The organism is Paenibacillus doosanensis, from assembly GCF_025060755.1.
Classification (GTDB): domain Bacteria; phylum Bacillota; class Bacilli; order Paenibacillales; family NBRC-103111; genus Paenibacillus_S; species Paenibacillus_S doosanensis.
In genome coordinates this window covers 16,724-40,256 of sequence record NZ_JANYUY010000037.1, presented here as the reverse complement: position 1 = coordinate 40,256, position 23,533 = coordinate 16,724, and the positions used below count along the sequence as shown (strand labels likewise).

The 23,533-nt window shown below is 53.5% G+C and carries 18 protein-coding genes; 13 read left to right on the top strand and 5 right to left on the bottom strand.

Going from position 1 to position 23,533, the window contains the following annotated elements; all coding sequences use genetic code 11:
• The first annotated feature begins 379 nt into the window (after positions 1-379).
• Together N0M98_RS22705 and N0M98_RS22700 are read left to right on the top strand one after the other, a co-directional pair.
• Entirely contained in the window at positions 380-1,108 is a 729-nt protein-coding gene (locus N0M98_RS22705) for a bactofilin (RefSeq protein WP_259619262.1), read from the top strand.
• Positions 1,089-2,645, top strand: coding sequence for an MDR family MFS transporter (locus N0M98_RS22700; RefSeq protein ID WP_259619261.1), 1,557 nt, complete (start codon positions 1,089-1,091; stop codon positions 2,643-2,645). Before N0M98_RS22705 ends, N0M98_RS22700 begins: the two co-directional genes overlap by 20 nt.
• Before the next feature lie 195 nt (positions 2,646-2,840).
• Here the strand turns inward: N0M98_RS22700 and N0M98_RS22695 are convergent, their stop codons facing one another.
• Together N0M98_RS22695 and N0M98_RS22690 are read right to left on the bottom strand one after the other, a co-directional pair.
• Positions 2,841-4,802, bottom strand: coding sequence for a glycoside hydrolase family 15 protein (locus N0M98_RS22695; protein ID WP_249865842.1), 1,962 nt, complete (start codon positions 4,800-4,802; stop codon positions 2,841-2,843).
• 388 nt (positions 4,803-5,190) lie between these two features.
• Positions 5,191-5,403 carry a KTSC domain-containing protein gene (locus tag N0M98_RS22690; RefSeq protein WP_249865841.1) on the bottom strand — a complete coding sequence of 71 codons (213 nt, stop codon included), beginning with the start codon at positions 5,401-5,403 and terminating at the stop codon, positions 5,191-5,193.
• Positions 5,404-5,903: 500 nt separating this feature from the next.
• On the opposite strand from N0M98_RS22690, the gene N0M98_RS22685 reads away from it, so the two are divergent.
• The 4 genes from N0M98_RS22685 to N0M98_RS22670 all read left to right on the top strand — a co-directional run bounded on the left by N0M98_RS22685 (position 5,904) and on the right by N0M98_RS22670 (position 10,356).
• On the top strand, positions 5,904-6,332 hold the full coding sequence (locus tag N0M98_RS22685) for a hypothetical protein (protein ID WP_249865840.1): 429 nt from the start codon (positions 5,904-5,906) through the stop codon (positions 6,330-6,332).
• A gap of 325 nt (positions 6,333-6,657) precedes the next feature.
• Positions 6,658-7,467 (top strand): RNA polymerase sigma factor SigI, encoded by an 810-nt coding sequence (gene sigI / locus N0M98_RS22680; RefSeq protein ID WP_249866311.1) that lies wholly within the window; start codon positions 6,658-6,660, stop codon positions 7,465-7,467.
• A complete protein-coding gene (locus N0M98_RS22675) occupies positions 7,460-9,094 on the top strand; it encodes an anti-sigma factor domain-containing protein (protein ID WP_259619260.1) in 1,635 nt (544 codons plus the stop codon). Before sigI ends, N0M98_RS22675 begins: the two co-directional genes overlap by 8 nt.
• 245 nt (positions 9,095-9,339) lie before the next feature.
• Entirely contained in the window at positions 9,340-10,356 is a 1,017-nt protein-coding gene (locus N0M98_RS22670; RefSeq protein ID WP_249865838.1) for an aldo/keto reductase, read from the top strand.
• A gap of 197 nt (positions 10,357-10,553) precedes the next feature.
• On the opposite strand, the gene N0M98_RS22665 is transcribed toward N0M98_RS22670, so the two are convergent.
• The gene (locus tag N0M98_RS22665; RefSeq protein ID WP_249865837.1) at positions 10,554-11,123 is read right to left on the bottom strand and encodes a hypothetical protein; all 570 of its coding nucleotides are present in this window, start codon (positions 11,121-11,123) and stop codon (positions 10,554-10,556) included.
• A 357-nt stretch (positions 11,124-11,480) separates the two neighbouring features.
• On the opposite strand from N0M98_RS22665, the gene N0M98_RS22660 reads away from it, so the two are divergent.
• Both N0M98_RS22660 and N0M98_RS22655 read left to right on the top strand, forming a co-directional pair.
• The gene (locus N0M98_RS22660) at positions 11,481-12,428 is read left to right on the top strand and encodes a Gfo/Idh/MocA family protein (RefSeq protein ID WP_259619259.1); all 948 of its coding nucleotides are present in this window, start codon (positions 11,481-11,483) and stop codon (positions 12,426-12,428) included.
• Between the two features lie 90 nt (positions 12,429-12,518).
• Positions 12,519-14,699, top strand: coding sequence for a PAS domain-containing sensor histidine kinase (locus tag N0M98_RS22655; protein ID WP_259619282.1), 2,181 nt, complete (start codon positions 12,519-12,521; stop codon positions 14,697-14,699).
• Between the two features lie 87 nt (positions 14,700-14,786).
• Here N0M98_RS22655 and N0M98_RS22650 read toward each other — a convergent pair whose 3' ends face one another.
• On the bottom strand, positions 14,787-14,972 hold the full coding sequence (locus N0M98_RS22650) for a hypothetical protein (RefSeq protein WP_249865835.1): 186 nt from the start codon (positions 14,970-14,972) through the stop codon (positions 14,787-14,789).
• A complete protein-coding gene (locus tag N0M98_RS22645) occupies positions 14,969-16,099 on the bottom strand; it encodes a DUF4062 domain-containing protein (RefSeq protein ID WP_259619281.1) in 1,131 nt (376 codons plus the stop codon). Before N0M98_RS22645 ends, N0M98_RS22650 begins: the two co-directional genes overlap by 4 nt.
• A gap of 196 nt (positions 16,100-16,295) precedes the next feature.
• Here N0M98_RS22645 and N0M98_RS22640 point away from each other — a divergent pair, with 196 nt between their 5' ends.
• The 5 genes from N0M98_RS22640 (at position 16,296) to N0M98_RS22620 (ending at position 23,529) form a co-directional block, all read left to right on the top strand.
• Positions 16,296-17,435 (top strand): response regulator, encoded by a 1,140-nt coding sequence (locus tag N0M98_RS22640; protein WP_249865834.1) that lies wholly within the window; start codon positions 16,296-16,298, stop codon positions 17,433-17,435.
• 45 nt (positions 17,436-17,480) lie between these two features.
• Positions 17,481-20,570 (top strand): hybrid sensor histidine kinase/response regulator, encoded by a 3,090-nt coding sequence (locus N0M98_RS22635; RefSeq protein WP_259619258.1) that lies wholly within the window; start codon positions 17,481-17,483, stop codon positions 20,568-20,570.
• A gap of 253 nt (positions 20,571-20,823) precedes the next feature.
• Positions 20,824-21,186 (top strand): response regulator, encoded by a 363-nt coding sequence (locus N0M98_RS22630; RefSeq protein ID WP_249865832.1) that lies wholly within the window; start codon positions 20,824-20,826, stop codon positions 21,184-21,186.
• A gap of 164 nt (positions 21,187-21,350) precedes the next feature.
• A complete protein-coding gene (locus N0M98_RS22625; RefSeq protein WP_259619280.1) occupies positions 21,351-22,919 on the top strand; it encodes a catalase in 1,569 nt (522 codons plus the stop codon).
• A 175-nt stretch (positions 22,920-23,094) separates the two neighbouring features.
• Positions 23,095-23,529 carry a MerR family transcriptional regulator gene (locus tag N0M98_RS22620; RefSeq protein ID WP_249865831.1) on the top strand — a complete coding sequence of 145 codons (435 nt, stop codon included), beginning with the start codon at positions 23,095-23,097 and terminating at the stop codon, positions 23,527-23,529.
• The last annotated feature ends 4 nt before the right edge of the window (positions 23,530-23,533 follow it).

Genomic DNA, 23,533 nt, shown 5'->3' with positions numbered 1-23,533 from the left:
CATAAAGCTGTCAGTAGGGATCGTTTATAATCCGTTTATAAAGAAAATGTCGCGGCAGCGCCGGAATGAGGATGAAGGAAGGGGGCGGAAGTATAAGTTGCCGCAATCGGGAGTGTGAAGAGAGAGGGTTAACGAAGACGAATCGCCAAATAAGATGAAGACAACCGCATTGGATCTGAAAAATGAATTATCGAGGAACAAGGAGCGCCCCGGCTTCGTATGAATGAATAACGAAACATTGTTTTGTTAGTGGGATGGCGAGTGAAAGTCCTATAGGAGATCGAACGACGTCACCGCAGAAGAAAGTCGTCGTAGTTCACCCCATTTTTAGAAACAATATGACCAGAAGCTTTAGAATCGGATAATGGAGGGATTAACAATGGAATATGGAAATGAACAGGATTTGGTTATCGCAGGCAGCGGTTCGTCCGGCGGAGGCCGCTTTCGCCAAGTGCGCATCGACGGCTACGGAAAGTTATTGAGCGATATTGATTGCGTGGAGTTTGGGACGAACGGCAAGAGCGAAGTACGCGGGAGCCTTCAAGCCGAGAAGGCCTCGATTAACGGCTCTGTCCGGATTCACGGCGCGGTCCGGATTTCAGATACGCTTGAAGTGAACGGCGAAACGAAGATCGACGGCGATGCCGGTTTCCGGCAATTGAAGGGCAAAGGCTCGACAACGGTCGGCGGTAGCCTGAACGGGGAGATCGTTGACGTCGAGGGGGGGATTAACGTAGAAGGAGACTGTGAAGCCGAGACGGTGATAGTGCAGGGCGGGTTCCGGATCGGAGGTTTGCTGAGCGGCGGTATTATCGACGTGACGATGTACTGGCCTTGCCAGGCTGAAGAAATCGGCGGAGAGAAGATTATGGTGCGCAGAAGCGGCCTCAAGTCTTTTTTGAATCCTTTTCTTCCCAAATTCGCCTCCAAGCAGCTAAAAGCCGATACGATCGAGGGCGATGAAATTTATTTGGAGCATACGGTAGCGCAAACCGTTCGCGGCAACCGAATTACGATAGGACCGGGCTGCGTGATTCAAAGGGTCGAATACAAGCATTCGATGGACCGCGACAAAGGGGCCCAAATCAATGAAATCAAGCAGCTCTAATACGAATCGGCTCGGTTATGTCGTAACGGGGCTGCTGCTCGGTATTCTGATGGCTGCCATGGACAATACGATTGTCGCTACGGCGATGGGAACGATTGTGGCCGATCTGGGAGGACTCGATAAATTCGTCTGGGTTACTTCTGCTTACATGGTCGCCGAAATGGCGGGGATGCCGATATTCGGGAAGCTCTCCGATATGTATGGCCGCAAGCGCTTTTTCATCTTCGGTCTCATCCTCTTTTTACTTGGCTCGATCTTGTGCGGAACGGCCCAGACGATCGTCCAGCTCAGCATTTACCGCGCAATTCAGGGCATCGGGGGCGGGGCGCTCGTGCCGATCGCGTTCACGATTGTCTTCGACGTGTTTCCGCCGGAGAAGCGGGGGAAGATGTCGGGCATGTTCGGGGCCGTCTTCGGTCTATCCAGCATTTTCGGGCCGCTGCTCGGAGCCTATATTACCGATTATATCAACTGGCATTGGGTATTCTATGTGAACATTCCGTTAGGGCTGCTGGCGCTTCTGCTCGTTACGCTTTTTTATAAGGAATCGCTGCAGCATGTCCGGCAAAAAATCGATTGGTGGGGCGCGGCAACGCTGGTCGGCGCCATTGTCTGCCTGATGTTCGGACTGGAGCTCGGCGGCAAGCAGTATGCTTGGGACTCGGCGGAAATGCTCGGGTTGCTCGGAGGATTTATCGCGCTGTTCGCATTGTTTCTATATATAGAAACGAAGGCCAAGGAGCCGATCATTTCGTTTGCGATGTTCCGCAGCCGGCTGTTCGCCATGAGCAATGTCGTCGGATTATTCTACGGAGCGGCCTTTATCGTGGCGACCGTATATATTCCTATCTACGTTCAGGGGGTTATGGGAGGCAGCGCGACCGGTTCCGGTCTCATTCTGCTGCCTATGATGCTGGGGAGCGTCGTCACGGCGCAGCTCGGCGGTTTCCTGGCCGGTTCGGGCAAGCTCAGCTACCGCGACGTCATGCTGATCTTCTCCGTTGTTTTTATCGCCGGAGTCGCCTTGCTCGCTACCCTGACTCCCGAGACGCCGCGGTATTTGCTGACGCTGTATATGGTGCTTGTCGGACTGGGGACGGGCGCATCGTTCTCCGTGCTCGGCATGGCCGTCATGCACAAGTTCGAAGCGGCTCAGCGCGGCTCGGCCAACTCGACGATGGCTTTCCTGCGCTCGCTCGGCATGACTGTCGGCATTACGGTATTCGGCATCATCCAGCGCAATGAGTTTGCCTCCTACCTGGCCGGGACGCTCGGGGCGCAGGCCGGGCAAACCGGCATCAGCCTGGAGGACCCCCGCGCGCTGTTGTCGCCGGAGACGAGAAGCGCGATTGCGCCGCAGCTGCTGCAGCCCATCGCTCAAGGCTTGTCCTCTTCCATTGCGCAAACGTTTCTATGGGCGCTGCTTCCGGCGGTGCTGACGCTTGTTTTCATCTGCTGCATGAGCCGGGAAAGGATGGTGCTCGCTCCCGGCGGAGAGCAAGCGAAGCTTGGGGCAAGGCAGCCGTCCGCCCGCTAACTGCAGCGCCGCACTCACGACAAAGCTTGGCATGGCAAGGCGATTAGCCCATGCAAGCTTTGTTTTTGCATACCCGAAGCCGCTTCGAAGCCAAGGCCTCGATTGGCGGGAGGATTTTGAGTTCCAGTGACGGCGCAGCACGGCAAACCCGGCCATAACGGATTCCGTTACGCCAGGTTTGTTCCGGGTGATGCGCTAACCGGCCAGCTTTTTAAACTTCTCCATATATTTGACGACGGCAAGCACGTAGGTCGCATGCGACCAGGTCAGCGGCGCTACGGAAACGGGGCTGCCGTCGAACGGGTCCAGCTGCTCTGGCAATATGCCGCTCTCCATGGCGTGCTTGACGACCCATTCGAGCGTTCGCCGCGGCGATTCCAGATCGGTTAACGTCTTGGCGCACTCGATTTCCCACTCGGCGATCCAGAGCGTACAGATGATCCACGGGTTGCCGGGGATTTTCTCGATATCCGAGGAACGCTGGAAATAATAATCGTGATAATAACGGGCTACGCCGCCGACCTCGGTCTGGATCGTAAGCCGATCCCGGTTGGCCTGCATCGTTCGTACGACGCGCTCGTCGTCGGCGGGAAGCACGCCGAATTCGAAGATGCCGTAGACGCTGCTTTCGAAGGTGCGGTCTTTGACCCATTCGCCGTTTTCGAGATAGAGGCCGCGAACGAAGCGCTGTTCGTCCTCATCCCACAGATGCTTCATGATCCCGGCTTTGATTCGCTCGGCGGTATGGCGGTACCGGCTGCTGCGCTCCTCGTCGCCGAACAGGTTGCAGAAGTTGGCGGCGGAGATAAGACCGCCGTAGACGGCGGATGCGGTGAACGTATAAATGCCGTAGCGTTCCTCCCACAGGTCGTAGCTCGGCTTCGGCAGGTTCAAGTCCTGGTCGATATAGCTCGACATGAAGCGGGCGGCCCGGCGGATCAGCGTGCTGTACAGCGATTGCGGAAGCTCAATATCGCCGTGCTTCAGGAAATCCTGCCATAGCGCGAACAAGACGAGGGCCGTTTCGTCCTCCTGGATCGGCAGCTGCATTTTACCCCCGTGAATATAAGGATGCCAGCTGGAGCCTACAGTACCGTCCGGATTGTATTTATGATGCAGGTATCCTTCCGGGGACAGCGCATTGGCGCAGAAATGGAAGAACGGGGTAATCATGCCTTGGTAGCCGGCCATCGACATCGCGTAGGCGATCAGCGCGCCGTCCCGCGGCCACATATAGCTGTAATGGTCGCGGTTGCTTTGCATGATATCCGAATCGTTGGCCGCGATAATGGCTCCTCCGACATCAGTTTGCGTGCGGACGATCAGCAGGCTCTGCTTGTAGAGAGAGATGACCTCCGGGCTCAAATCGCCGTAATCGCGCTCCGATTTGTTCACCCAGCGCTGCCAGTATACCTTGATCCGGTCTAGCAGCTTGCCGGGCTGGCTTTCCTTCACGTAGGCGTCGAGCTTTTTGACTTCTTCGAGATTTTTGCCGACCGTCATCCAATAATACATCGTCTCGTCCGAATGAGGCGGAACGTGAAGGCGGAAGCTGATCGTGCTGTCTACCGAGCCTTGGGCGATCGCGTTGCCCATCAGATGGCCGTCCTCCGCGTCGCGCCAGGTACCTTCGGCATTGTAGAACCGTTTGACTCCGGTCGTATACTGGTAGATGCCTTCGGGTCCCGTGCTGCCGCTGAACATGAAATAGCGGTCTTTTTTATAATGAAACACGGTATGATTCACCGGGTAATAAGCGGCTGTGTCGCCGACTTCGGTTTCGTTGATAACCAAATCTTGATTGAAGAAGACGCGCACCTCGCGGACCGTTTCCCATTGATTGTGAATCTGCACCCGCTTAAGATAAATGTCTTCCCGCTGATGCACCCCGTCGTTGATCAACAAAGTAATGCCCAGGTGAGGGTGAGAAGCGGTCACTTCGGTGATCAGGGAATCTTCCGTATAAGAGAGCTGAAAGTTCCATTCCGGATCATTCAGCCATGAAAACGTGCCGTCGACCCATATGCCCACTCTGCACTGATAGCCGCCTACATGGTTCAATTGTCCGACATAGGGATAATACAAATCTCTCATATAAGTGTGACGGTCTAGGTTGATTAGAAACTTTCCGTTTCCGATGACTAAATGTCTTGGCAATCGATCCACATCCTTTGCGTATCCGAAAGTATACTTCTTCGGCCGGCCGCATAAATCGCGGGCGGCATATTTTCGCCAGTCTTCGCTTGATGTTTTTTTTAGAGTACCTTTTTATACCAAGCCGGTCAATCCCGCAGCCGCTAATGAAAACGGATACCTGGATTCTTTTTTCTGAAAAATGAAGCAATAAGGTCTGCTTTCTATTATTCTACTATCTCCGCGCGGCAGGAGAACTATACTTCCCGTACCGAGGATTTGCTGGAAAATAAATAAATCTCCACCCGAAAGCGGAGATGGGAGAACCCCGAGAGCAGGTATGCGAATCGTACCGTGACAAAGCCGTTTATGCTGCTTGCTCCGCACGCGGGGAAGCCCCGTTAGGCGAGTTCTACACCTGCTGTCCGGCCGGCTGAAGCTGGCGGGTCAATCTGACTATGATATCGTAGGGATTATCCGATTGCAGCAGTCTTTGGACCTGCTCCTGCCCGACGCCGCTGCAAATCTTCGTTTGTCCAGTATGATATTGGATGTGCATTTGCGAAGATTGATTATCGTAATGCACGAAGGCGATTTGTTTGGAACTGATCGGGATGTATTGCACAAGATCCTCTCCCTTCGACGTATGAATAGCAAAATCCGTAGCAGGTACAAAGAGCGGCACGACAACGGACTTTTGCCGATATAGTCACAGTGTATGCCTGCGCTATGCGATTTAGAATTCGAAGGCTAACAACATTCGCTGCCGCGGCATTCATTAACCCGGTCCTAAGCTCATATTCATTAAGGTACCGTTACATGTTGCGCCAAGGGCGCTGTAACTATACATCCGCTTAAGACGTCCTGCTTATAATTGGTAATATATCGAAGTGCCTTGTTCATAGAAGCCGCCTGCTGTTATAATAGACGATAAGTTATTTGCTCCGGAGCGAGGAAGCAGCGCAACTTTTTGTTCTGTAGGCCGTCTAATGAGCATGGAGGGCACACGGCCCTTCCACGTGTTCCGGATACTGTAAGCAATATGGGTCAATGGCGGAAATAGAGTAGGTAGGCTTATTCTTAGATGCGGTTTTCCTGAGGGAGAACTTACAGGAGGCATGAATCATGAGCTTTTGCTGCGGCGCCAGTATGATTGGAACGAAGGGTACACTTAAACATATACGAACACAAATTCACAATGTTCCTCTTTTATTTTGTCCCGTTTGTCATCGGGTGGAGGTTCATTATTTGGTAGAAAGCGAGTACGATATTTTGGCCGAGTACGCGCATGGCGACGGAGCCCCTGAGGTTGACTTTCAGGAATATGTGGAGAACCGCAGCCAAGCGGAATTATATGAGAACTGCGTGAATCATGAAAACGAAGATCCTCTTGAGGTCGTACGCAGTCAAATCGATATGTCTTTGGACCTTTTGATGGTGGCTAAGGCATGGGGCGATGTCGAGTGGGAGGAACAGCTGAAACGAAGGCTGAATATCCTAAGCCAGCGCAAGAGCAAGCTGAAGAACAAAAGGTCGATGCGCGGCTTGTCATAATCGACCAAGACAACGTCTCTTATTTACGGGAGACGTTTTTTTATTTTAAGCGGCTGACGCTTCTTAATAGGCCATTGTATGTAAAATTATTCATTTTTAGGTACGAAATGTAACTCGATGGACCGCGGCAGGTCTTTTTGAAAAAATAACTAATTCCGTAGAACTACCTTTGTGTAAAAAGGTGAAAAAGCGGATGGGAAACTCCCGTTTCGGGGCCAAAGAGGTTTGGGTCTAATTACCTGTGATATAATGTTTTTGCAGGGACCAATCGACCCCCCCAAACGGCTGTGAGGACAGCGAAAAACTATAGTGTGAGGTGGAACGATTGCTGCTCGTTTTATTTAAGAGATTTCTTGGAAAACGCCAGTCTCACCACCCTGAAGCATCGGATTCGCAAACACCAGAGCAACTCGTGATTCGGATTCAAGAGGGTGATTTACGCCTGCGCAACCAGTTTATTACGGATTATCAGCCGTATGTTGCCAAGGTAACGAGCCGGTTTTGTAAAAGATACGTTGATCCGGCTAGAGACGATGAGTTCAGCATCGCTTTAGGCGCTTTTAACGAAGCCGTTAACCAGTTTTCCCCACAGGCGGGACGGTCGTTTCTCGGTTTTGCCGAGCAGGTCATCCGACGCCGTTTGATCGATTATGTGCGTAAGGAGCAGCGGTTTTCGCAGCAAATTCCTTATAGCATGTTCGAGGTGGAAGACGAAGAGGATAACGTCGTCAACCCGGTGGAAATTCACCAGGCGATCGAACAGTACGAGAAGCAGAAAGGAATGGAGGAGCGGCGCAGTGAAATTGTAGATTTAAACCGTTGTTTGGCGGATTTCGGTATTCAATTCTCGGATCTGGTGGATGTGTCTCCCAAGCATGACGATTCCAGGCAGGCGTTGTTTGCCATAGGCAGAAAGCTGTCCCGGAATTCCGAGCTGATGCGGACCATGCTGGCCAAGCGCATGCTCCCGATCAAAGAGTTGTTGGACATGGTGCAAGTGTCCCGGAAGACATTGGAACGTAACCGGAAATTCATCATCGCTGTCGCACTTATCTATAACGGTCCATATCCATATCTCCGTGATTACTTACATATTAAGGATGATGCAGCTGAAGGGGGGGTAGCAAATGAATAAAGGCATCGTCATGGAGATGACGGGCAAAAGCATTATCGTCATGCGTCCGGACGGCAAATTCGATAAGATTCCCCGCAAAAACCGCTCTTGCGAAGTGGGCGAGGAAATTATGTATGCCGATTCCGGCGTCAATTGGCGCAGCCCGTCCGTAGCCGGCCGTTCCGCATTCGTAGCGGCGGTCGTGTTCTGCCTGGTTATATTTGCCAGCTTCGCCGGCAAATTGGGCAGCTCCGAAGTCGTTGCCTATGTATCGCTGGACATCAATCCATCCGTAGAGATGGGAATCGATGAAAAGGAACGAGTGCTCGAGCTTCGAGGCCTGAATGATGACGGGTCAGAATTAATTCAAACGGTAGATTATAAGGGGAAAACGCTCGAAAATGTAACCGCCGCTTTATTGGATAAGGCGGAGCAGAAGTCATTGGCGCAAGGCGAAGGGGATATCGTCATTGCCAGCTCCGTCGTGCAGGAGCAAAGCCCGGTGAACGACTCGCAGATTGCGGAGAAGCTTCGCCAGCAGGTATCCGACCATATTAAGCAGACGCATCCCGAGCAGGCGCAGGCTTATCAGGTAGAGGCATTCGCCGCTCCGCAGGAGGTCCGTGAGGAAGCGAACAAAACCGGCGTGTCCATGGGGAAATATTCCGTCTATCTCAATGCCAAAAGCAATGGCGTCGAGGTGACGCTGGACGATCTGAAGAAAGAGTCGATTCACCAGATCATCAAGAAAAACCCGGACATCAAAAACGCCGTCGTTCAGCCGGATAAAACGCCTTCGAAGGCCGATTTCAAGAAGCTGGTCGAAGAGGAAAAATCGGGCGAGCTGGACAAGAAGCTGCAGGAGCGAAAGCGGTCGATCACGGCAAGCTCCAAGGATAGTTCCAAGGATAATGCCAAAGACAACGATAAGGACAGCTCCAAAGGCGACTCCAAGAGCAATTCCGGTCTTAAGGATAATTCCCGGAACAATGACAACGCCAAAAACAGCGGAAAGCCGGCCGCGAGCAGCCTGAGCAATAAAAACGATCCCAAAAAGCCCAACGGAACCGGCGTCGGCCAAAGCGGCAAAAAAGAAGACACGAAGGACGACCGTAACGATAACGGCAAATCCGACGACCGCAAGGGCGACAACAAACCGTCCGGAAATTCCAAAAGTCCCATTACAACGCCTGTCGTAAAGCCGGGATCTTTGAATCCCGGCACGTTACGTCCCGGATCGGACAATAAGCAGGATAGCGGCAAAAAAGCAGACGGCAAGGACGATTCGAAAAAGGATGACGACTCGAAAAAGAACGACGATTCCAAAAAGGCGGATGATTCCAAAAAGCAGGATGACTCGAAAAAACAGAGCGATTCCAAGAAAAACGATGATCCTAAGAAAAACGACGACTCTCAGAAGAAGGACGATCCCAAGAAGGTAACCGACCCAAAAAAGGATGATGACCGCAAGCGCGATGAGCAAGGGCGTTTGCGGGATGATTCCAACCTTCAGCAAGGGCAGCAAAACGACAAGCAAAAAGAAGACGACCGGAAACAAAGCCCAAGCCGGACAAATGACGCTTCCAAAACAGACGATAAAAAGGATGACGATAAAAAGAGCGACAGCGGCAGCAACCGGTGGCGCTAGAAGCCCGGTGGAAAGGGAGACGAAGCAAGCGGTCACAGCGATCGGAAGACGCCTCCGCATGTGCAGTCGCCGTTTTCACCATGCTTCCGGTAACGATAACGGAATAGGCCAAATTCGACACAGCTGCCGTGATGGCGGCTGTGTTTGCTCTTTAGAATGAAACGCTCTCATGACGGATGGGGGCGGTTGTGATAAAATGAGTACTTGAACGACAGGATGCTTGCTGGGATGAGGAGGAGAAGACGATGAGATACAGTGAATTTGGAAAAACCGGACACCGGGTGTCCGCGCTAGGCTTCGGAGCGATGAATTTGCCGGGGGTGCCTCTGAATCAGGCGGGAGACGCTTTGAATTACGCGCTGGATCACGGAATCAACTACATCGATACGGCGGCGGGATACCGCAATAGCGAGGAAATTATCGGGGAAACGATCTCTCACCGGCGTTCGGACTATTTTTTGGCGACCAAGACGAACAAGCGGGACTATGCCTCGGCCAAGGAAGAAATCGAACGCAGCCTGACCAGAATGAAAACCGATGTCATCGATCTGCTGCAAATTCACTATGTTAACTATGTCAGCGAATACAAGCTTGCCATGGAAGAGAACGGAGCCTACAAGGCGGCGTTGGAGATGAAGGAGGCCGGAAAGGTTCGCTTTATCGGCATTACCGGGCATCGTCCCGAACTGCTGGCTAAGTGGATCAGCAAGGGAGACTTCGATCAAGTGTTGTTTCACCTGAATTTGGCGCAGCCGTTCGCCCTGGACGAGCTAATTCCGATGGCGACGAAGATGGGAATGGGCAAAGTAGCGATGAAGCCGTTGTCGGGAGGATTCATCCAGCCGGTCGAGAAGGCCATCCGCTACCCGTACAGCCAGGATGTTCATGTGATCATATCCGGTATGGTCAGCGTGGATGAGGTTCGGCAAAACCTTGCCGCTATGGAACGCGAAGTGGAGCGGGAAGAACGCGAGGAGCTGGAATCGCTGGCTCTGGAGCTTGGCAGTCATAATTGCCGCCGCTGCAATTACTGCTCCTGTCCGATCGGGGTGACGATCCCCGATATTATGATTTCGAGCCAAGTGCGGCAGACGTTCGGCTTATTGCCCAAAGGCAGCGGTTTTTACGATAAGCAGAAGGATAAAATTTTATCCTGTGCGGACTACGAGCCCTGTAAGGAGAAGCCGCTTTGCGAGGAAAAATGCCCTTATCATCTTCCTATGCAAAAAGTGGTGCAGGAATCCGCGGCTTATTACGGATAAGGCCTTTCATCCGGGCAAAAGGAAAACTAGAAAACGTCGCTTGAGCAAGCCGGGCTTGACGCCGTATATTAGCGAGCTGTAATGCTGCAATTCATCGAAGCGGTTGGGCGATGAAGAAGCGTCCGTTAGCGGCAAGCACACAAAAATGCCGCTTCGCGCCTCGGGCGCGGGCGGCATTGCCATGCTCGCTGGTTCGGTTAAGCGGAGATGCTCTTCTTCTTGCTTGGGGAAGCGGCTGCGGGCGCGACCATAGAAAGCGCCGTTTCCTCCAAATCCTGCATGCGGATGACCAGCCGGCTGATTTCGTCCGTCGTGTAGGACAAATTCGCTGTTCGTTGAGCGAGCTGCCTCAGATTAATACCGATCCATCCTTGCTTGCGGCGATGGCCGGACAAATCGTAGGCCAGTACGGAGGCTGCAGCTCCGCTTGCTTGGGCTGCCGCTTCTCCCGGTTTGGCTTCGGGAGCGATATCGTTCAAATGAAAATAGAGCTTGCTGCAGTTCCAGCGCAAAAAACCGGGCTTGAACGAGATGACGACCAGCGATTCCTCTCCGCCGGCTTGTTTGAAGATAGAAATGTTCTTGCGATCCCTGCGGATACGGATATATTGATACCGTTTTTTATCAGGCAAAAATAAAACGATAAAGATCGGCATCGCGCTGGCGGCGAAAATGCACATGTCCGATTGGAATAAGTACGCCAGTCCTAATAATCCGGCAAAAGCGATAATGGATACAAAAAACAACCATGTGGTTTTTTTCGACAATTGAGCCATCCTCCAGATGGAATACATGATGATGAATCAGACAATATTCGCAATATTCCTATTCTACCATAACGGTTAAGGCAAATTAAAGAGAGACGACGTTTTGTAGCATGTCAATTTTATGGAAGCGGAAGCAGGCGCGGATGAAAGCGTCGCAGCGGAGATTCCCGCTGTCGTTATTAGTCGAAATTCTGAATAACCCGGGTGTTTTACTGTCGATTTATGAAAAATGCTATGAAACCATACAAAATATAATGACAGTGAACAGACGGCTGCGCTACTATAGATGTGGAAAGATTGTGGGACAGCAGGACGTCTTGCAATTCCTGCAGAACGTTCTTAGGGGGAAACCGCCGCGTGAAATATAGAATTGGAATCATTGGGCTGGGAGACATCGCACGGAAGGTATATTTGCCGCTGCTGTCGGCCGATGAGAATGTAGAGATTATCGGCGTGAGCAGCCGAACGCCGGCTGCCGTAGAAACCATCGCCGGCCGCTACCGAATCCCGGGGAAATACGATTGCGTAGAAGGGCTGCTCGAAGCGGGACCCGACGCGGTATTCGTTCATACCTCGACGGAAGCTCATTATGAAGTAGTGATGGCTTGCCTGAAGCGGGGGGTGCCCGTGTATGTAGACAAGCCCCTCTCTTACGATTACCGCGAGTCGGAGACGATGGCCCGTTTCGCTCTGGAGCGACAAACGCTCCTTGCCGTCGGTTTCAACCGACGTTTCGCGCCGTTATACGTTCGGGCGCGGGAGTGGATGGAGGAAGCGGGCGCCTTCGAGTGGTGCGCGGCGGCCAAGCATCGATTGAAGCTGCAGCACCACAGCGCCAAACATACGCTGTACGACGATCTGATTCATATGCTCGACTTGCTGCTATGGCTCGGAGGCGACGATGCCGATCCGCTGCATTATATCGAGCGCACGAACGAAGATGGCCGGCTTTTGTGCGGAGCGGGCAGCCTGGCTTTCCCCGGGCATTCCGCCGCGGGAACCCGCAGCGGACAGTTCAGTATGGTAAGGCGCGCAGGTACCGATCTGGAGAGGCTGGAACTGCACGGCGGGGGCCGTTCCGTCATCGTGACCAACATGGAAGCGGCGGAGCTGCATCAGAAGGATGAACTGCCGCAAGCGGCAGGCTTCGGCAGCTGGGATACGATAATCGAACGCCGCGGCTTTGCTGGAGCGGTACGCCATTTCCTGGCAAGTTTGCAAGACGGCGGCTCATGCTCGATCCGGGCCGATCGGGTTCTTCCGGTTCATCGGCTGATTGAACGATTATCGTCCGTAAGGGGATGACGCATGCTTGTTTATTCGCCAACAACCTGAGCCAATAATTCCGGCCGTTCGAACCGGTTTGATTAAGGAGGTCGTACATAGTTGATATCCATGCACCCGGATCATCCTTCTTTTTTCGAGCACGCATTCTCGCTGGCTCCCATCGGTATTGCCATAGCTTCTATTGGCGGTGAATGGCAAAAAGTGAATCGGGCGCTGTGCGACATGCTCGGCTATGGGGAGCAGGAGCTTTGTTCTATAGATTATCGCGAGATTACCTACCCGGATGATCTGGCTTTGGCTGAATGGCAAATTCAGCAGCTGCTGGAGGGCCGCTTCACCTCCTACTGCATCGAGATGCGGCATTACCGTAGGAACGGAAGCGTGATATGGACATCCAGACACGTTTCGTTAATCCGCAACGAAGACGACCAGCCTTACTGCTTCTATATTCACTTGACCGATATTTCGGACCGCAAGCATAGCGATCAGGTCTATTCGACTGTTTTTGAGCATTCGCAGGACATCATCACATTCAATTCTTTGGACGGAACATGCCTGTACGTATCGCCGGCCGTGAAAAGTCTTCTTGGATATGAGCCCGAAGAGATGGTTGGCCGGCAGCAGCACGGGCTGCTTCATCCGGACGACAAGCAGGGAGTGCTGGAGCGCGCATACGCCGATACGGATAAGATTTGCGCCCGATACCGGCACGCCCGAGGTCATTATGTCTGGTTCGAGACGTCGATCAAGCTCATCCGCGACGAGCAAGGCGAACCCTGGAAGATTATGGGCGTAGGGCGCGACGTAACGGAGCGGATAGAAGCGGAGCAGGCGCTGCTTAAGAGCGAAAGGGCGCTTGCGGAAGCGCAAAAAATTGCATCGATCGGCAGCTGGGAATGGGATATTCCGACGTCTCAGGTAATCTGGTCCGATGAACTGCTGCGTATTTGCGGGCTTCGCCGTGAAGATTTTGCCCATACCTACGATAGTCTGAAGCAATTCATTCATCCTGACGATCTGGGCACGGTACGGAAGCTTGTGCAAAGAGCGATCAACGGAGAGCCGTACAGTCTGGAATGCCGCATTGTGACGGCCAGAGGCAATGATAAATATGTACATATCCAAGGCATCGTCTTAACCGATGAAAGGGGAAACCCGTGCAAAATGCTCGGGACCGCCCAAGATATTACCGAACGGAAAAAAATGGAGCTGCTGCTGGAAGAAACGATTGACCGTTACACTTCGCTGAAAAAGTACAATCCGGATGCCGTCATATCATTGGATAAGCTGGGGTATATCGTTTCGGTGAATCCCGCCGCCCAGAATATGTCCGGGTACAGCGCGACGGAACTCGGACAGCTGCATTTTACCGATTTGGTATACGGGCTAAACGACGATAAAATGCGTGCCGAAGCGTGGTACCAAAGATTTATGCGGGGCGAAATGTCCGAAAGCGAGGAGGTTCGCGCGCTGCATAAGGACGGCTCCGTTCTCGATCTGCTGGTGACCCCCGCCCCGATCTTCGTTCGCCGGGAAATGGTAGGCTGCTACATTATGATGAAGGATATTACGGTGCAGAAGCGTAAGGACGAGCTGCTGCGCCAATCCGAGAAGCTGTCCGTCGTCGGCCAGCTAGCCGCAGGGGTCGCCCACGAAATCCGCAACCCGCTAACCGCGCTCAAAGGCTTCATTAAGCTGATGATGCATTCCGGTCAGCAATTCCCCAAATACCTCGGCATTATGAAGGAGGAGCTGGAGCGGATCGAGCTGATTGTCAGCGAGCTGCTGATGCTGTCGAAGCCGCAATCCGTTCATCTGCGCTGCGTTAATCTGAAGGAGTTGACAGAGGAAGTCAGGGCGCTTATCGGCACCCAGGCGATTATGAGGGGCATCGAAATCGATCTGGAATCCGATCTGGAGCATGTTCCCTTATATTGCGATCCGAATCAGATCAAGCAGGTGATTATTAATTTTCTGAAAAATGCTATCGAAGCGACGGGCCCGGACGGTACGGTTTGCCTCCATCTAAAGAACGATGAAGGCGGGGGCACGCTGCTGCGGATTATCGATCAAGGCTGCGGGATACCGGAGGACAAAATTAATAGAGTAGGAGAGCCGTTCTTCACGACCAAAGAAGGCGGTACGGGACTTGGGATTATGATCAGCCGCAAAATTATCGAGCATCACGGGGGCACGATGGCCGTACATAGCAAAGTCAATGAGGGGACCGTCATCGAAGTGCGTTTTCCCGTCCCCGATATGCAGCCGGTACAGCGCGCGCAAGCTTGAGCGATCCGGAAACAGAAAAGGCCCGATTGATTTAGAAAGACTTCTAAACCGGTCCGGGCCTGCTTGGCTGCGGTGAAATATGGACGATTAGCCCCGTTTTGCCGCGGCAAAACGGCTTTTGATCAGTTCAAGCGCCTTGGCGCTCTCTTCCTTTTGTTCCCGAAGCAGGTCTTGGAAGCTCTTCTTTGGGGAAACGAACAGAAGGGCGTCTTTGGGCTGCTCCCCTACGGCGACGGAGATTTCTCCATTCTTGGATACATATACGGTAGTCATAGCCGCATCCCTCCAATCATTTTTCGCGCAAACTCCAATATCATCGGATTTTGATCCATTATAGCATACAAGATATCGTCGCGGAAAGAGACAAACTTGCCCGTATTCCAGCTGGAATCGGCAAGGAAGTGGCAGGTTAAGATCCGGTCTCGGCATTTCACGGTTAAATACAGCATTTGCTTCTCTTCGCGGAAAAAAAGCTGCTCGGTATTGGCGCGTTGGGCGGTAATGGACACATAGGACTGCTCGTTGTCGATTTCGTAATAAGGCTCGCTGGTAATGGCTCCCGTCACGAACGCAAGATTCAAACGGTTACCGCTTCGCTCATAAATGGTGAGGGCCGAGCAGTTTTGGAAGGTGCCGATGTCCTCTGCGAACAGATTGCCGTAATGATGCCGCACGATGCCGCCCTTTAGCTTGTCCATCAAGGCGGCAAGAAATTGTATCGTTCCTTCTTGGGAAGCCGTTTGAAACGCGCCTGCGCAATGATCGATAAATTGATGAAATTCCTCGTAAGCCTGAATTTGTTTCATGTATGCGTCGAATGTCCGCTCCAAAGGCAGCAGCAGGACGCCCCGGCGCAGCAAATCGCTGAAATACTCTTTCCAATGGATCGAAACCCCGAGCGACAGCTCTTCGAAATAGATGCCCTTCTTGACCAGATCGTCGATAAAAAACCAGACGTAAGGATCGATATGCGGCGGAATGCCGGGAGCGGCCTGCAGAGCGGTTACGAACTCCGCGGCTTTGGGGTAGCCTCCGGTTTTTTCCATATGGTTGTCGGCGATTCGTTCCATGACGGGTTTGACCTGAGAGAAATAACTGTGCTTGACGCCGGATTCGACGAATACGAGAATTGTTTTGTTCAAGCGGGCCGCCTGAATATATTCCAAATGCGTAATCGTTCGGTCGTAGGCCGGATAGAAGGTGCCGCCCTTATCTTTGATGAATAATAGAAATATATCGGATTCCTCTACTTTGTCGAGACATTTCTGCAAGGGATTTTGGTGAGAGTCCCAAGGACCGAAATTGCGCTCGTACATGAGAGGGGCGTGTCCCATCGCGGTCAGCTCATCGAATACGGCATTGCGGATGGACTTAAGCTCATCCTGCCCGACCGAACTGATAAATATATTGGTTTTAGCCAGAGCCTTCGCCTCCTTCCCTCAAATTCGACGGGTTGCATTTTTCATAGAGATGCGCATGCTTGGTTTCATTGTCATAGATTTCCAAAATAAATGCAATAGTTTTGCTTTTCTTTCCGCCGGGGATAAGGTATGTTGGGAATAACAGCTGCAGTGTTTGCAGGAGGAGAGTTTAAGAATGAGAGCGATATTGATAGATGATGAGAAGCTGGCGCTGCTTCATTTGGAGAGAATGCTTCAAATGGACGGACGGGTGCAGGTAGACGGCAAGTACACATCCGCAAGAGCCGGACTCGAACAGCTCGCCAAGGAGCCGCCGGACATCGTATTTCTCGATATCGGAATGCCCGGAATCAACGGACTGAAGGCGGCGGAGCTGATTCAACAAATCGACGAGCGCATCCGCATCGTATATATAACCGCTTATTCGGAATATGCGCTTAACGCGTTCGAGCTGCATGCGCTGGATTACCTGCTGAAACCGGTGACGCCCGAACGGCTGCACAAGACTGTCGAACGGATAGAAGCTTATCTTAGTCTGCGCTCCGGCAAGAAGGAGGAGGCGAAGGAAGAACCGGCGATACTCTGCTTCAAGCGGCTGGACAGCACGCATTTTCAGAGCAAGCTGCAGTTCAGAACGTTAAGGGCGCAGGAGCTGTTCGCCTTTCTCCTTCATCAGCATGGCCAATGGGTTTCCAAAGAACTGATTCTCGATACGGTTTGGCCGCAATATACGCAGGACAAGGCGCTTACTCATCTGCATACGGCGGTTTACCAGATTCGCAAGCAGCTGAAGGAGTGGGACGCGGAGGCATCGATCAAATACGCCCATGACAGCTACTGCCTTGTCAAGGCCCGACTGACGACCGATGTGGAGCTGTTCGAGCGCTGCTTGACGGAGAAAGCGGCGGACGAGGAGCGGCAGATGCGGCTAAACGAGCAGGCGTTCGCTTTATACCGCGGAGATTATTTGGAAGAGCATGATTATGCGTGGGCCAAGCCTAGAAGAAGAGAGCTGCTTCAACGCTACATTCGTCTTGTGTACCGGATGGCCGAGCATGATATGGGGAACGGCCGGGAACTTCAGGCGATAGAAAGGCTGTGCGCGGCGCAGGAGAAGGAGCCTTACTCAGAGGACATTTGCAGGCTGATCCTGGCCGCATACGGGCAGCTGAAGGATGCCGACGGCCTGCGCCGGTATTACGAGGCGTTCGCGCAGTTTCTGATGAGCGAGCTGGGTACGGAGCCGGAGGAGCAGACGGCGGAGCTGTATACGAAGCTGCAGCGGGGGCTTTCATCGCTGCCTGCGGGAGAGTAAGCGTTATAACCGGTCTTCGTCAAGACCTACAGGAGAAACGGATACATGAGACATAACCGGGGAGTTTTAATTGCGGCGGTCGTATTGATCGTTTTACTGCCGCTCTTCGCGTACGTGGATACGAAGAATGCTTCCAGTCATAGCCCTAGAGCGGTGCAGGCGCAGATGGATTTATCCGGCTGGAGCTTTGCCGAAGAGGGGACCGTGCGCTTAATTGGAGAATGGGAGTTTTACGGCGGCAGGCTGCTGACTCCGGAGCAGTTCCGAACGGACGAAGCGCCGGTGCCCGTGAAGATGGCTGCGGTGCCCGGCAGATGGAACGATTATATGGAGTCGGACGGAGAAATAGGGGCGTACGGCTACGGGACGTACCGGCTGCATATTCATCTGAAGCCGGACCATCCGCTCTTGTTCGGCATCCGCACGGACAATATCCGGCTGGCCAACAAGGTGTATGTGAACGGCGAGGCTGTGGGGGCGAGCGGCACTCCGGGCACATCGGCCGAGACGAGCGTTATGAACAATATTCCGTATACCGCTTTTTTTCCCGTATCCGGGGACGAGGTCGAGATGATCGTGCAGGTCGCCAATTTCGATTATTCCTCCGGCGGGATTATATACCCTATCGTATTCGGCGATCAGCAGTCGGTCATGAAGAGCAGAGATTGGGAATTTATGCTCGATCTGGCGTCGGCCGTAGGCTATTTCATTCCCGGATTTTTCTTTCTGGCGCTCTACCTGCTGCGGGCCCGCGACCGATCGCTGCTTTATTTGGGCGGATTTTGCCTCTCGGGGGTCGTCTACGTGCTGACGCACGGGGAGAAGCTGTTGGGGCTTGTCTTCAGCGGGCTCAATTACGATCTGTTCATGAAGCTGCAGATCATTGCGTCCGCTCTCGCCTATTATTATTTGCTGCTGTACATTGCCGCGGTCATGCCGGGAGCGATTCATAGCTGGGCTCTTAAGGCGTGCACATGGGTGACGGGTTTCGAACTTGCCGTAGGGATATTGTTGTCTCCGAGCATCGTGTCCGACCTGGAGGTTCCGCTGTTGTCGCTTGCGCTGCTGACGGTGGGCTATGTGCTGTACGCTCTGCTTAGGGTGGCGTTGCAGCGGCCGGGAGACTATGTGTTCGTGATGACCAGCGTCATAGGCATTTTGCTGCCGATCATCAACAGCATTTTGAATGTCGCCGGGCTGCTGATGAACCAGATCTTGTTTTCGGTAGGGATGATCGTCTTTATCGTGACGCAAGCGCTGCTGCTTGCCAAACGGTTTGCAACATCGTTTCATGAGGTGGAACAGTTGTCCCGGAAGCTGATCACTTTGGATGAGCTCAAGGACGAGTTTATGGCCAATACGTCCCATGAACTGCGGACGCCGCTGCACGGCATCGTCAACATAGCGGAGTCGATGCTTGAGGGAGTGGCCGGGGCGATGACGGAAGCCCAATCCAGACATTTGGCGACGATCGTCTCGACCGGCAGGCGTCTGTCTGCGCTCATTAACGATATATTAGACTTCGCCAAGCTGAAGAACGGCGAAATCGTATTGCGCCGCCAGGCGGTCGATGTGCAGACGGTAGCGGACTCGGTGATGGAAGTCGTCCGTCATGTCAGCCGCAAGGATCGCGTGCGTTTGATTCAGGAGCTGCCGGAAGATTTGCCGCCGCTGAACGCGGATGAAGACCGGCTGAATCAGATTTTGTACAATCTGCTCGGCAATGCTTTGAAGTTCACGCACCAGGGCGAGGTGAAGCTGACCGCGCGGGCGGATGCGGAGCTGGTGACGATTACTGTCGCCGATACGGGAATCGGCATCGCACAGGAGCGGCTGCAGTCGATCTTCCAATCGTTCGAGCAGGGAGAGCCGAGCGGAGAGTCCGGCTTCGGCGGAACCGGACTGGGCTTGACCATCACGAAGAAGCTGGTGGAGCTGAGCGGCGGGAGGATCTGGGCGGAATCCGAGCTCGGAGCGGGCTCGCGATTCCATTTCACGCTGCCGGTTGCCGGCAAAGCCGCGGAATCGGGGAGCCCGGCCGCGGCGGCGCGGCGAATCGCTGCGCCTGCGGCGGAAGAGGCCGCTGCAGGCCGGGAGGCGGAAAATCCGCCGCTGCACGGCGGCGACCGCGGGAAGGGAGCCGTGCTGGTCGTAGACGATGATCCGGTCAATTTGCAGGTTATGATCAACCTGCTGTCCGTAGATCATTATGCCGTCACCGCCGTGCAGCACGGGAATGAGGCGATCGATCTGCTGGAGTCGGGCGAGCCGTTCGATTTGGTCGTGACGGACTGGATGATGCCGGGCATGTCCGGCCTTGAGCTGTGCAGAATGATCCGCGAGCGCCATTCGCTCTATGAGCTGCCGGTGCTGATGCTTACGGCGCGGAGCCGGCCGGAGGATATCCGTACCGGCTTCGAGGCCGGAGTGAACGACTTTCTTGCCAAGCCGGTCGACGCCAAGGAGCTGCGGGCCCGCGCGAGGACGCTGATCAAGCTGCGGCGGTCGGTACAGGAGGCGATCCGTTCGGAAATGGCCTTTCTGCAGGCGCAGATCAAGCCGCATTTTTTGTACAATGCGCTGAACACGATGATCGCGCTGCTGCCGACCGATCCGGAGAAGACGACAGAGCTGCTGAACAAGCTGAGCCAATATTTGCGCAGCAGCTTTGATTTTACGAACCGTGATCAGCTGACGACGCTGCGCCGGGAGATGGAGCTGGTTGACGCTTATTTATTCCTGGAGCAGGCCCGATTCGACGAGCGGCTGCAAATACGCTGCGAGGTGGAGGGGGATCTGAACGTGCTGCTGCCTCCGCTCACCATTCAGCCCATCGTGGAAAATGCGGTTCGGCACGGTATTATGGTCCGGGAAGAGGGAGGGACGATCCGGCTGCGCATTGAGGAGCACAGGCAGCGGCTGACGGTAGCGGTATCCGATGACGGGGTCGGCATGTCGCGCGAGCGGATCGCCGAAGTGCTGTCCGGCCGCGGCGCGAGGCGCGGAGTAGGGATCGTGAACATTCACAGCCGTCTGATGTCGCTTTACGGCTGCGGTTTGCAAATTACGAGCGAACCGTATGCAGGTACGACCGTGAGCTTCGATATTCCCAAGACGCCCGCTGCTGCCGAGTGAGGCTGCGACTACGAACGGGCGGAGGGGTTTGGCAAAGACATGGATTCGCCTAATATGCATAAATATGCGAAGCAGAGCCGCTGAGATTGAAGCGGCTCTGCTTCGCATATGTTCAGAATCGATTCAGAGCGGGCTGCTATAATGGAGCGGCATAGAGCTGCGGGAGCGGAAGGGAAGCAAGGCGCAGTCCGCTTCGAAAATAGCGGCGGCTCTCTCTACAAACGTGAGAGCATTCGGGAGGTTGGGGCAAACGATGGCTGACATTTTGGTCGTAGACGATGCGGCTTTTTTGCGTAAAATGCTGGGCGATATACTGATTGCGATGGGGCATCGCATTGTCGGCGAAGCCTCGGACGGAGAAACGGCCGTTCAGTTGTATAAGAAGCTTTCTCCGGATTTGGTGACGATGGATATTACGATGCCCGAAATGGACGGGATCGAAGCGTTGAAACGAATCCGGAGTTACGATCTTTGCGCGAAGGTGGTGATATGCTCGGCCATGGGACAGCAGAATATGGTCATTGACGCGATTTATGCGGGCGCCAAAGATTTTATCGTCAAGCCGTTTTCCACCGACCGGGTGCAGGCCGCCGTTGCCAAAGTGCTGGAACCTTAAGGCGGTTTGTTTCCGTTGTCCTCCTGATGCGGTCAAGCATAAAAATAGCGAATGAGTCAGAAAATACTTGAGTGCATTAGACGAATAGGAGGATAATGATGCAGCCAAAGCATATAATAGTCTACGCTGTTGATGAAGGGCCCGGCGGACCCGCCGACAATAGGATGGGAGCGGGAGAGAATGAAATGACGCTCACCGACCGCCAAGGTCATCCCATCAAAGACAATCAGAACGTCAGGACGGTAGGAAGCCGCGGGCCGACGACGCTGGAAAATTACCATTTGCTTGAGAAGATATCCCACTTCGACCGCGAACGGATACCGGAGCGGGTCGTTCATGCGCGGGGAGCCGGGGCTCACGGTTATTTCGAAGCCTACGGCAAGGTCGGGGACGAGCCGGTGTCCAAGTATACGCGGGCCAAGCTGTTTCAAGAGGAGGGCAAGCGAACTCCGGTATTCGTTCGTTTCTCTACGGTCGTCCATGGGGGGCATTCCCCGGAAACGCTTCGCGATCCGAGAGGATTTGCCGTCAAGTTTTATACGGAGGACGGAAATTGGGATCTTGTGGGCAACAATCTGAAAATATTTTTTATACGCGATCCGTTGAAATTCCCTGATATGGTTCATTCGTTCAGGCCGGACCCGGTTAATAATCTGCAAAATCCGGAGCGGATGTTCGATTTTCTTTCCAACAGTCCGGAAGCGACGCATATGGTCACCTTTTTGTTCTCGCCATGGGGCATTCCTGCCGGTTATCGCGAAATGCAGGGCTCGGGCGTCAATACATATAAGTGGGTCAACGCCGCGGGAGAGGCGGTTCTGGTCAAATATCATTGGGAGCCGGTCAAGCGGAAGATTCGCAATTTAACGCAGCGGGAAGCCGACGAAATACAAAGCGTCAATTACAGCCATGCCACGCAGGATTTGTACGAAGCGATAGAACGCGGAGACTACCCGGAGTGGGAGCTGTGCGTGCAAATTATGAGCGACGACGAGCATCCGGAGCTTGATTTTGACCCGCTGGACCCGACGAAGCTGTGGGATCATGAACAGTTCCCGTTTCGGAAGGTAGGGAAAATGGTGCTGAACCGCAATCCGGAAAATTATTTCGCCGAGGTGGAGCAGGTGGCCTTCGGTACCGGCGTGCTGGTGGACGGGCTCGACTTCTCCGACGATAAGCTGCTTCAAGGAAGAACGTTCTCTTATTCGGATACGCAGCGTTACCGCGTAGGGACGAATTACTTGCAGCTGCCGATCAACGCGCCGAAGAAGCGGGTCGCGACCAATCAACGGGACGGGCAGATGACCTATTTCGTCGATCAAGCTCCCGGACAAAGTCCTCATGTCAACTACGAGCCTTCTTCGCTGGACGGTCTGAAGGAGGCGGAATGCCGTGGAAGAGAGCATGAGCCGCACTACGACGCGAGCTTGGTCCGTCAGAAGATCGACAGAACGAACGATTTCGGACAGGCCGGCGACACGTACCGGAAATTCCAGGCTTGGGAGCGCGATGAGCTGATCGCCAATCTGGTTGCGAATCTGAGCGTCTGTAGGCCGCATATTCGGGAGAAAATGATCGGATACTTTACCAAGGCCGATCCCGAATATGGCAGAAGAGTGGCGGAAGGTCTGCAGCTGCGGGATACGCACAAGGCGGACCCGAATGTCAGTCCGTCTATGGCGGAAGGAGCCGGCGCCGCACGGCAGATGGGCGGGAACACCGACGGTTACTAGGGGACACATACGATCATGGAAAAGGAACTGCTCCAAATCGGTTCGAACGGGCCGGATGGAGCGTTTTTTTCTTATGTACTAAAAGACAGGGGGTAAAAATAAAAAGAAATACTTGACGTTAACGTTAAGGTTAGATATGATGGATACTGTTAGATTGACACGGAGGAGCTGCATAATGACGGAAAAATATAAAATCGACGATGTGGCCAAAGAGTGCGGATTAACCAAGCGGACGCTCCGGTATTATGAGGAGATCGGGCTGCTGCCTCCCCCGGAACGAAGCGAGGGGGGCATCCGGTTGTATACCCGCGATCATATCGACCGGCTTAAGAAGCTCATTAACGCCCGCGATGTGCTTGGATTTTCCTTGCAGGAGCTGCAGCATTACGTCAGCATTACGGAGGAGCTGGAGAGCCACCGCCAAGGCTACCGCCTCATATCGGACGATTCCGAAAAGAAGCGCAAGCTTGAGGAACTGGAGCCCGTCGTGAAGCATCAGCTGGATTTGATCGAAGAGAAGCTGGTGAAGATGATTGAGATGCGCGACGAGATCAAGCAATTCCACAACCGCGTGCTGAACGCGATCAATAAAATGGATCAAAACCAATAAAACA

Coding starts and splice junctions, on each gene's coding strand:
- N0M98_RS22640 (WP_249865834.1), top strand. CDS start 16,296: ATGAGAGCGATATTGATAGATGATGAGAAGCTGGCGCTGCTTCATTTG.
- N0M98_RS22620 (WP_249865831.1), top strand. CDS start 23,095: ATGACGGAAAAATATAAAATCGACGATGTGGCCAAAGAGTGCGGATTA.
- N0M98_RS22625 (WP_259619280.1), top strand. CDS start 21,351: ATGGGAGCGGGAGAGAATGAAATGACGCTCACCGACCGCCAAGGTCAT.
- N0M98_RS22630 (WP_249865832.1), top strand. CDS start 20,824: ATGGCTGACATTTTGGTCGTAGACGATGCGGCTTTTTTGCGTAAAATG.
- N0M98_RS22635 (WP_259619258.1), top strand. CDS start 17,481: ATGAGACATAACCGGGGAGTTTTAATTGCGGCGGTCGTATTGATCGTT.
- N0M98_RS22685 (WP_249865840.1), top strand. CDS start 5,904: ATGAGCTTTTGCTGCGGCGCCAGTATGATTGGAACGAAGGGTACACTT.
- N0M98_RS22655 (WP_259619282.1), top strand. CDS start 12,519: ATGCACCCGGATCATCCTTCTTTTTTCGAGCACGCATTCTCGCTGGCT.
- N0M98_RS22705 (WP_259619262.1), top strand. CDS start 380: ATGGAATATGGAAATGAACAGGATTTGGTTATCGCAGGCAGCGGTTCG.
- N0M98_RS22670 (WP_249865838.1), top strand. CDS start 9,340: ATGAGATACAGTGAATTTGGAAAAACCGGACACCGGGTGTCCGCGCTA.
- N0M98_RS22650 (WP_249865835.1), bottom strand. CDS start 14,972: ATGACTACCGTATATGTATCCAAGAATGGAGAAATCTCCGTCGCCGTA.
- N0M98_RS22675 (WP_259619260.1), top strand. CDS start 7,460: ATGAATAAAGGCATCGTCATGGAGATGACGGGCAAAAGCATTATCGTC.
- N0M98_RS22700 (WP_259619261.1), top strand. CDS start 1,089: ATGAAATCAAGCAGCTCTAATACGAATCGGCTCGGTTATGTCGTAACG.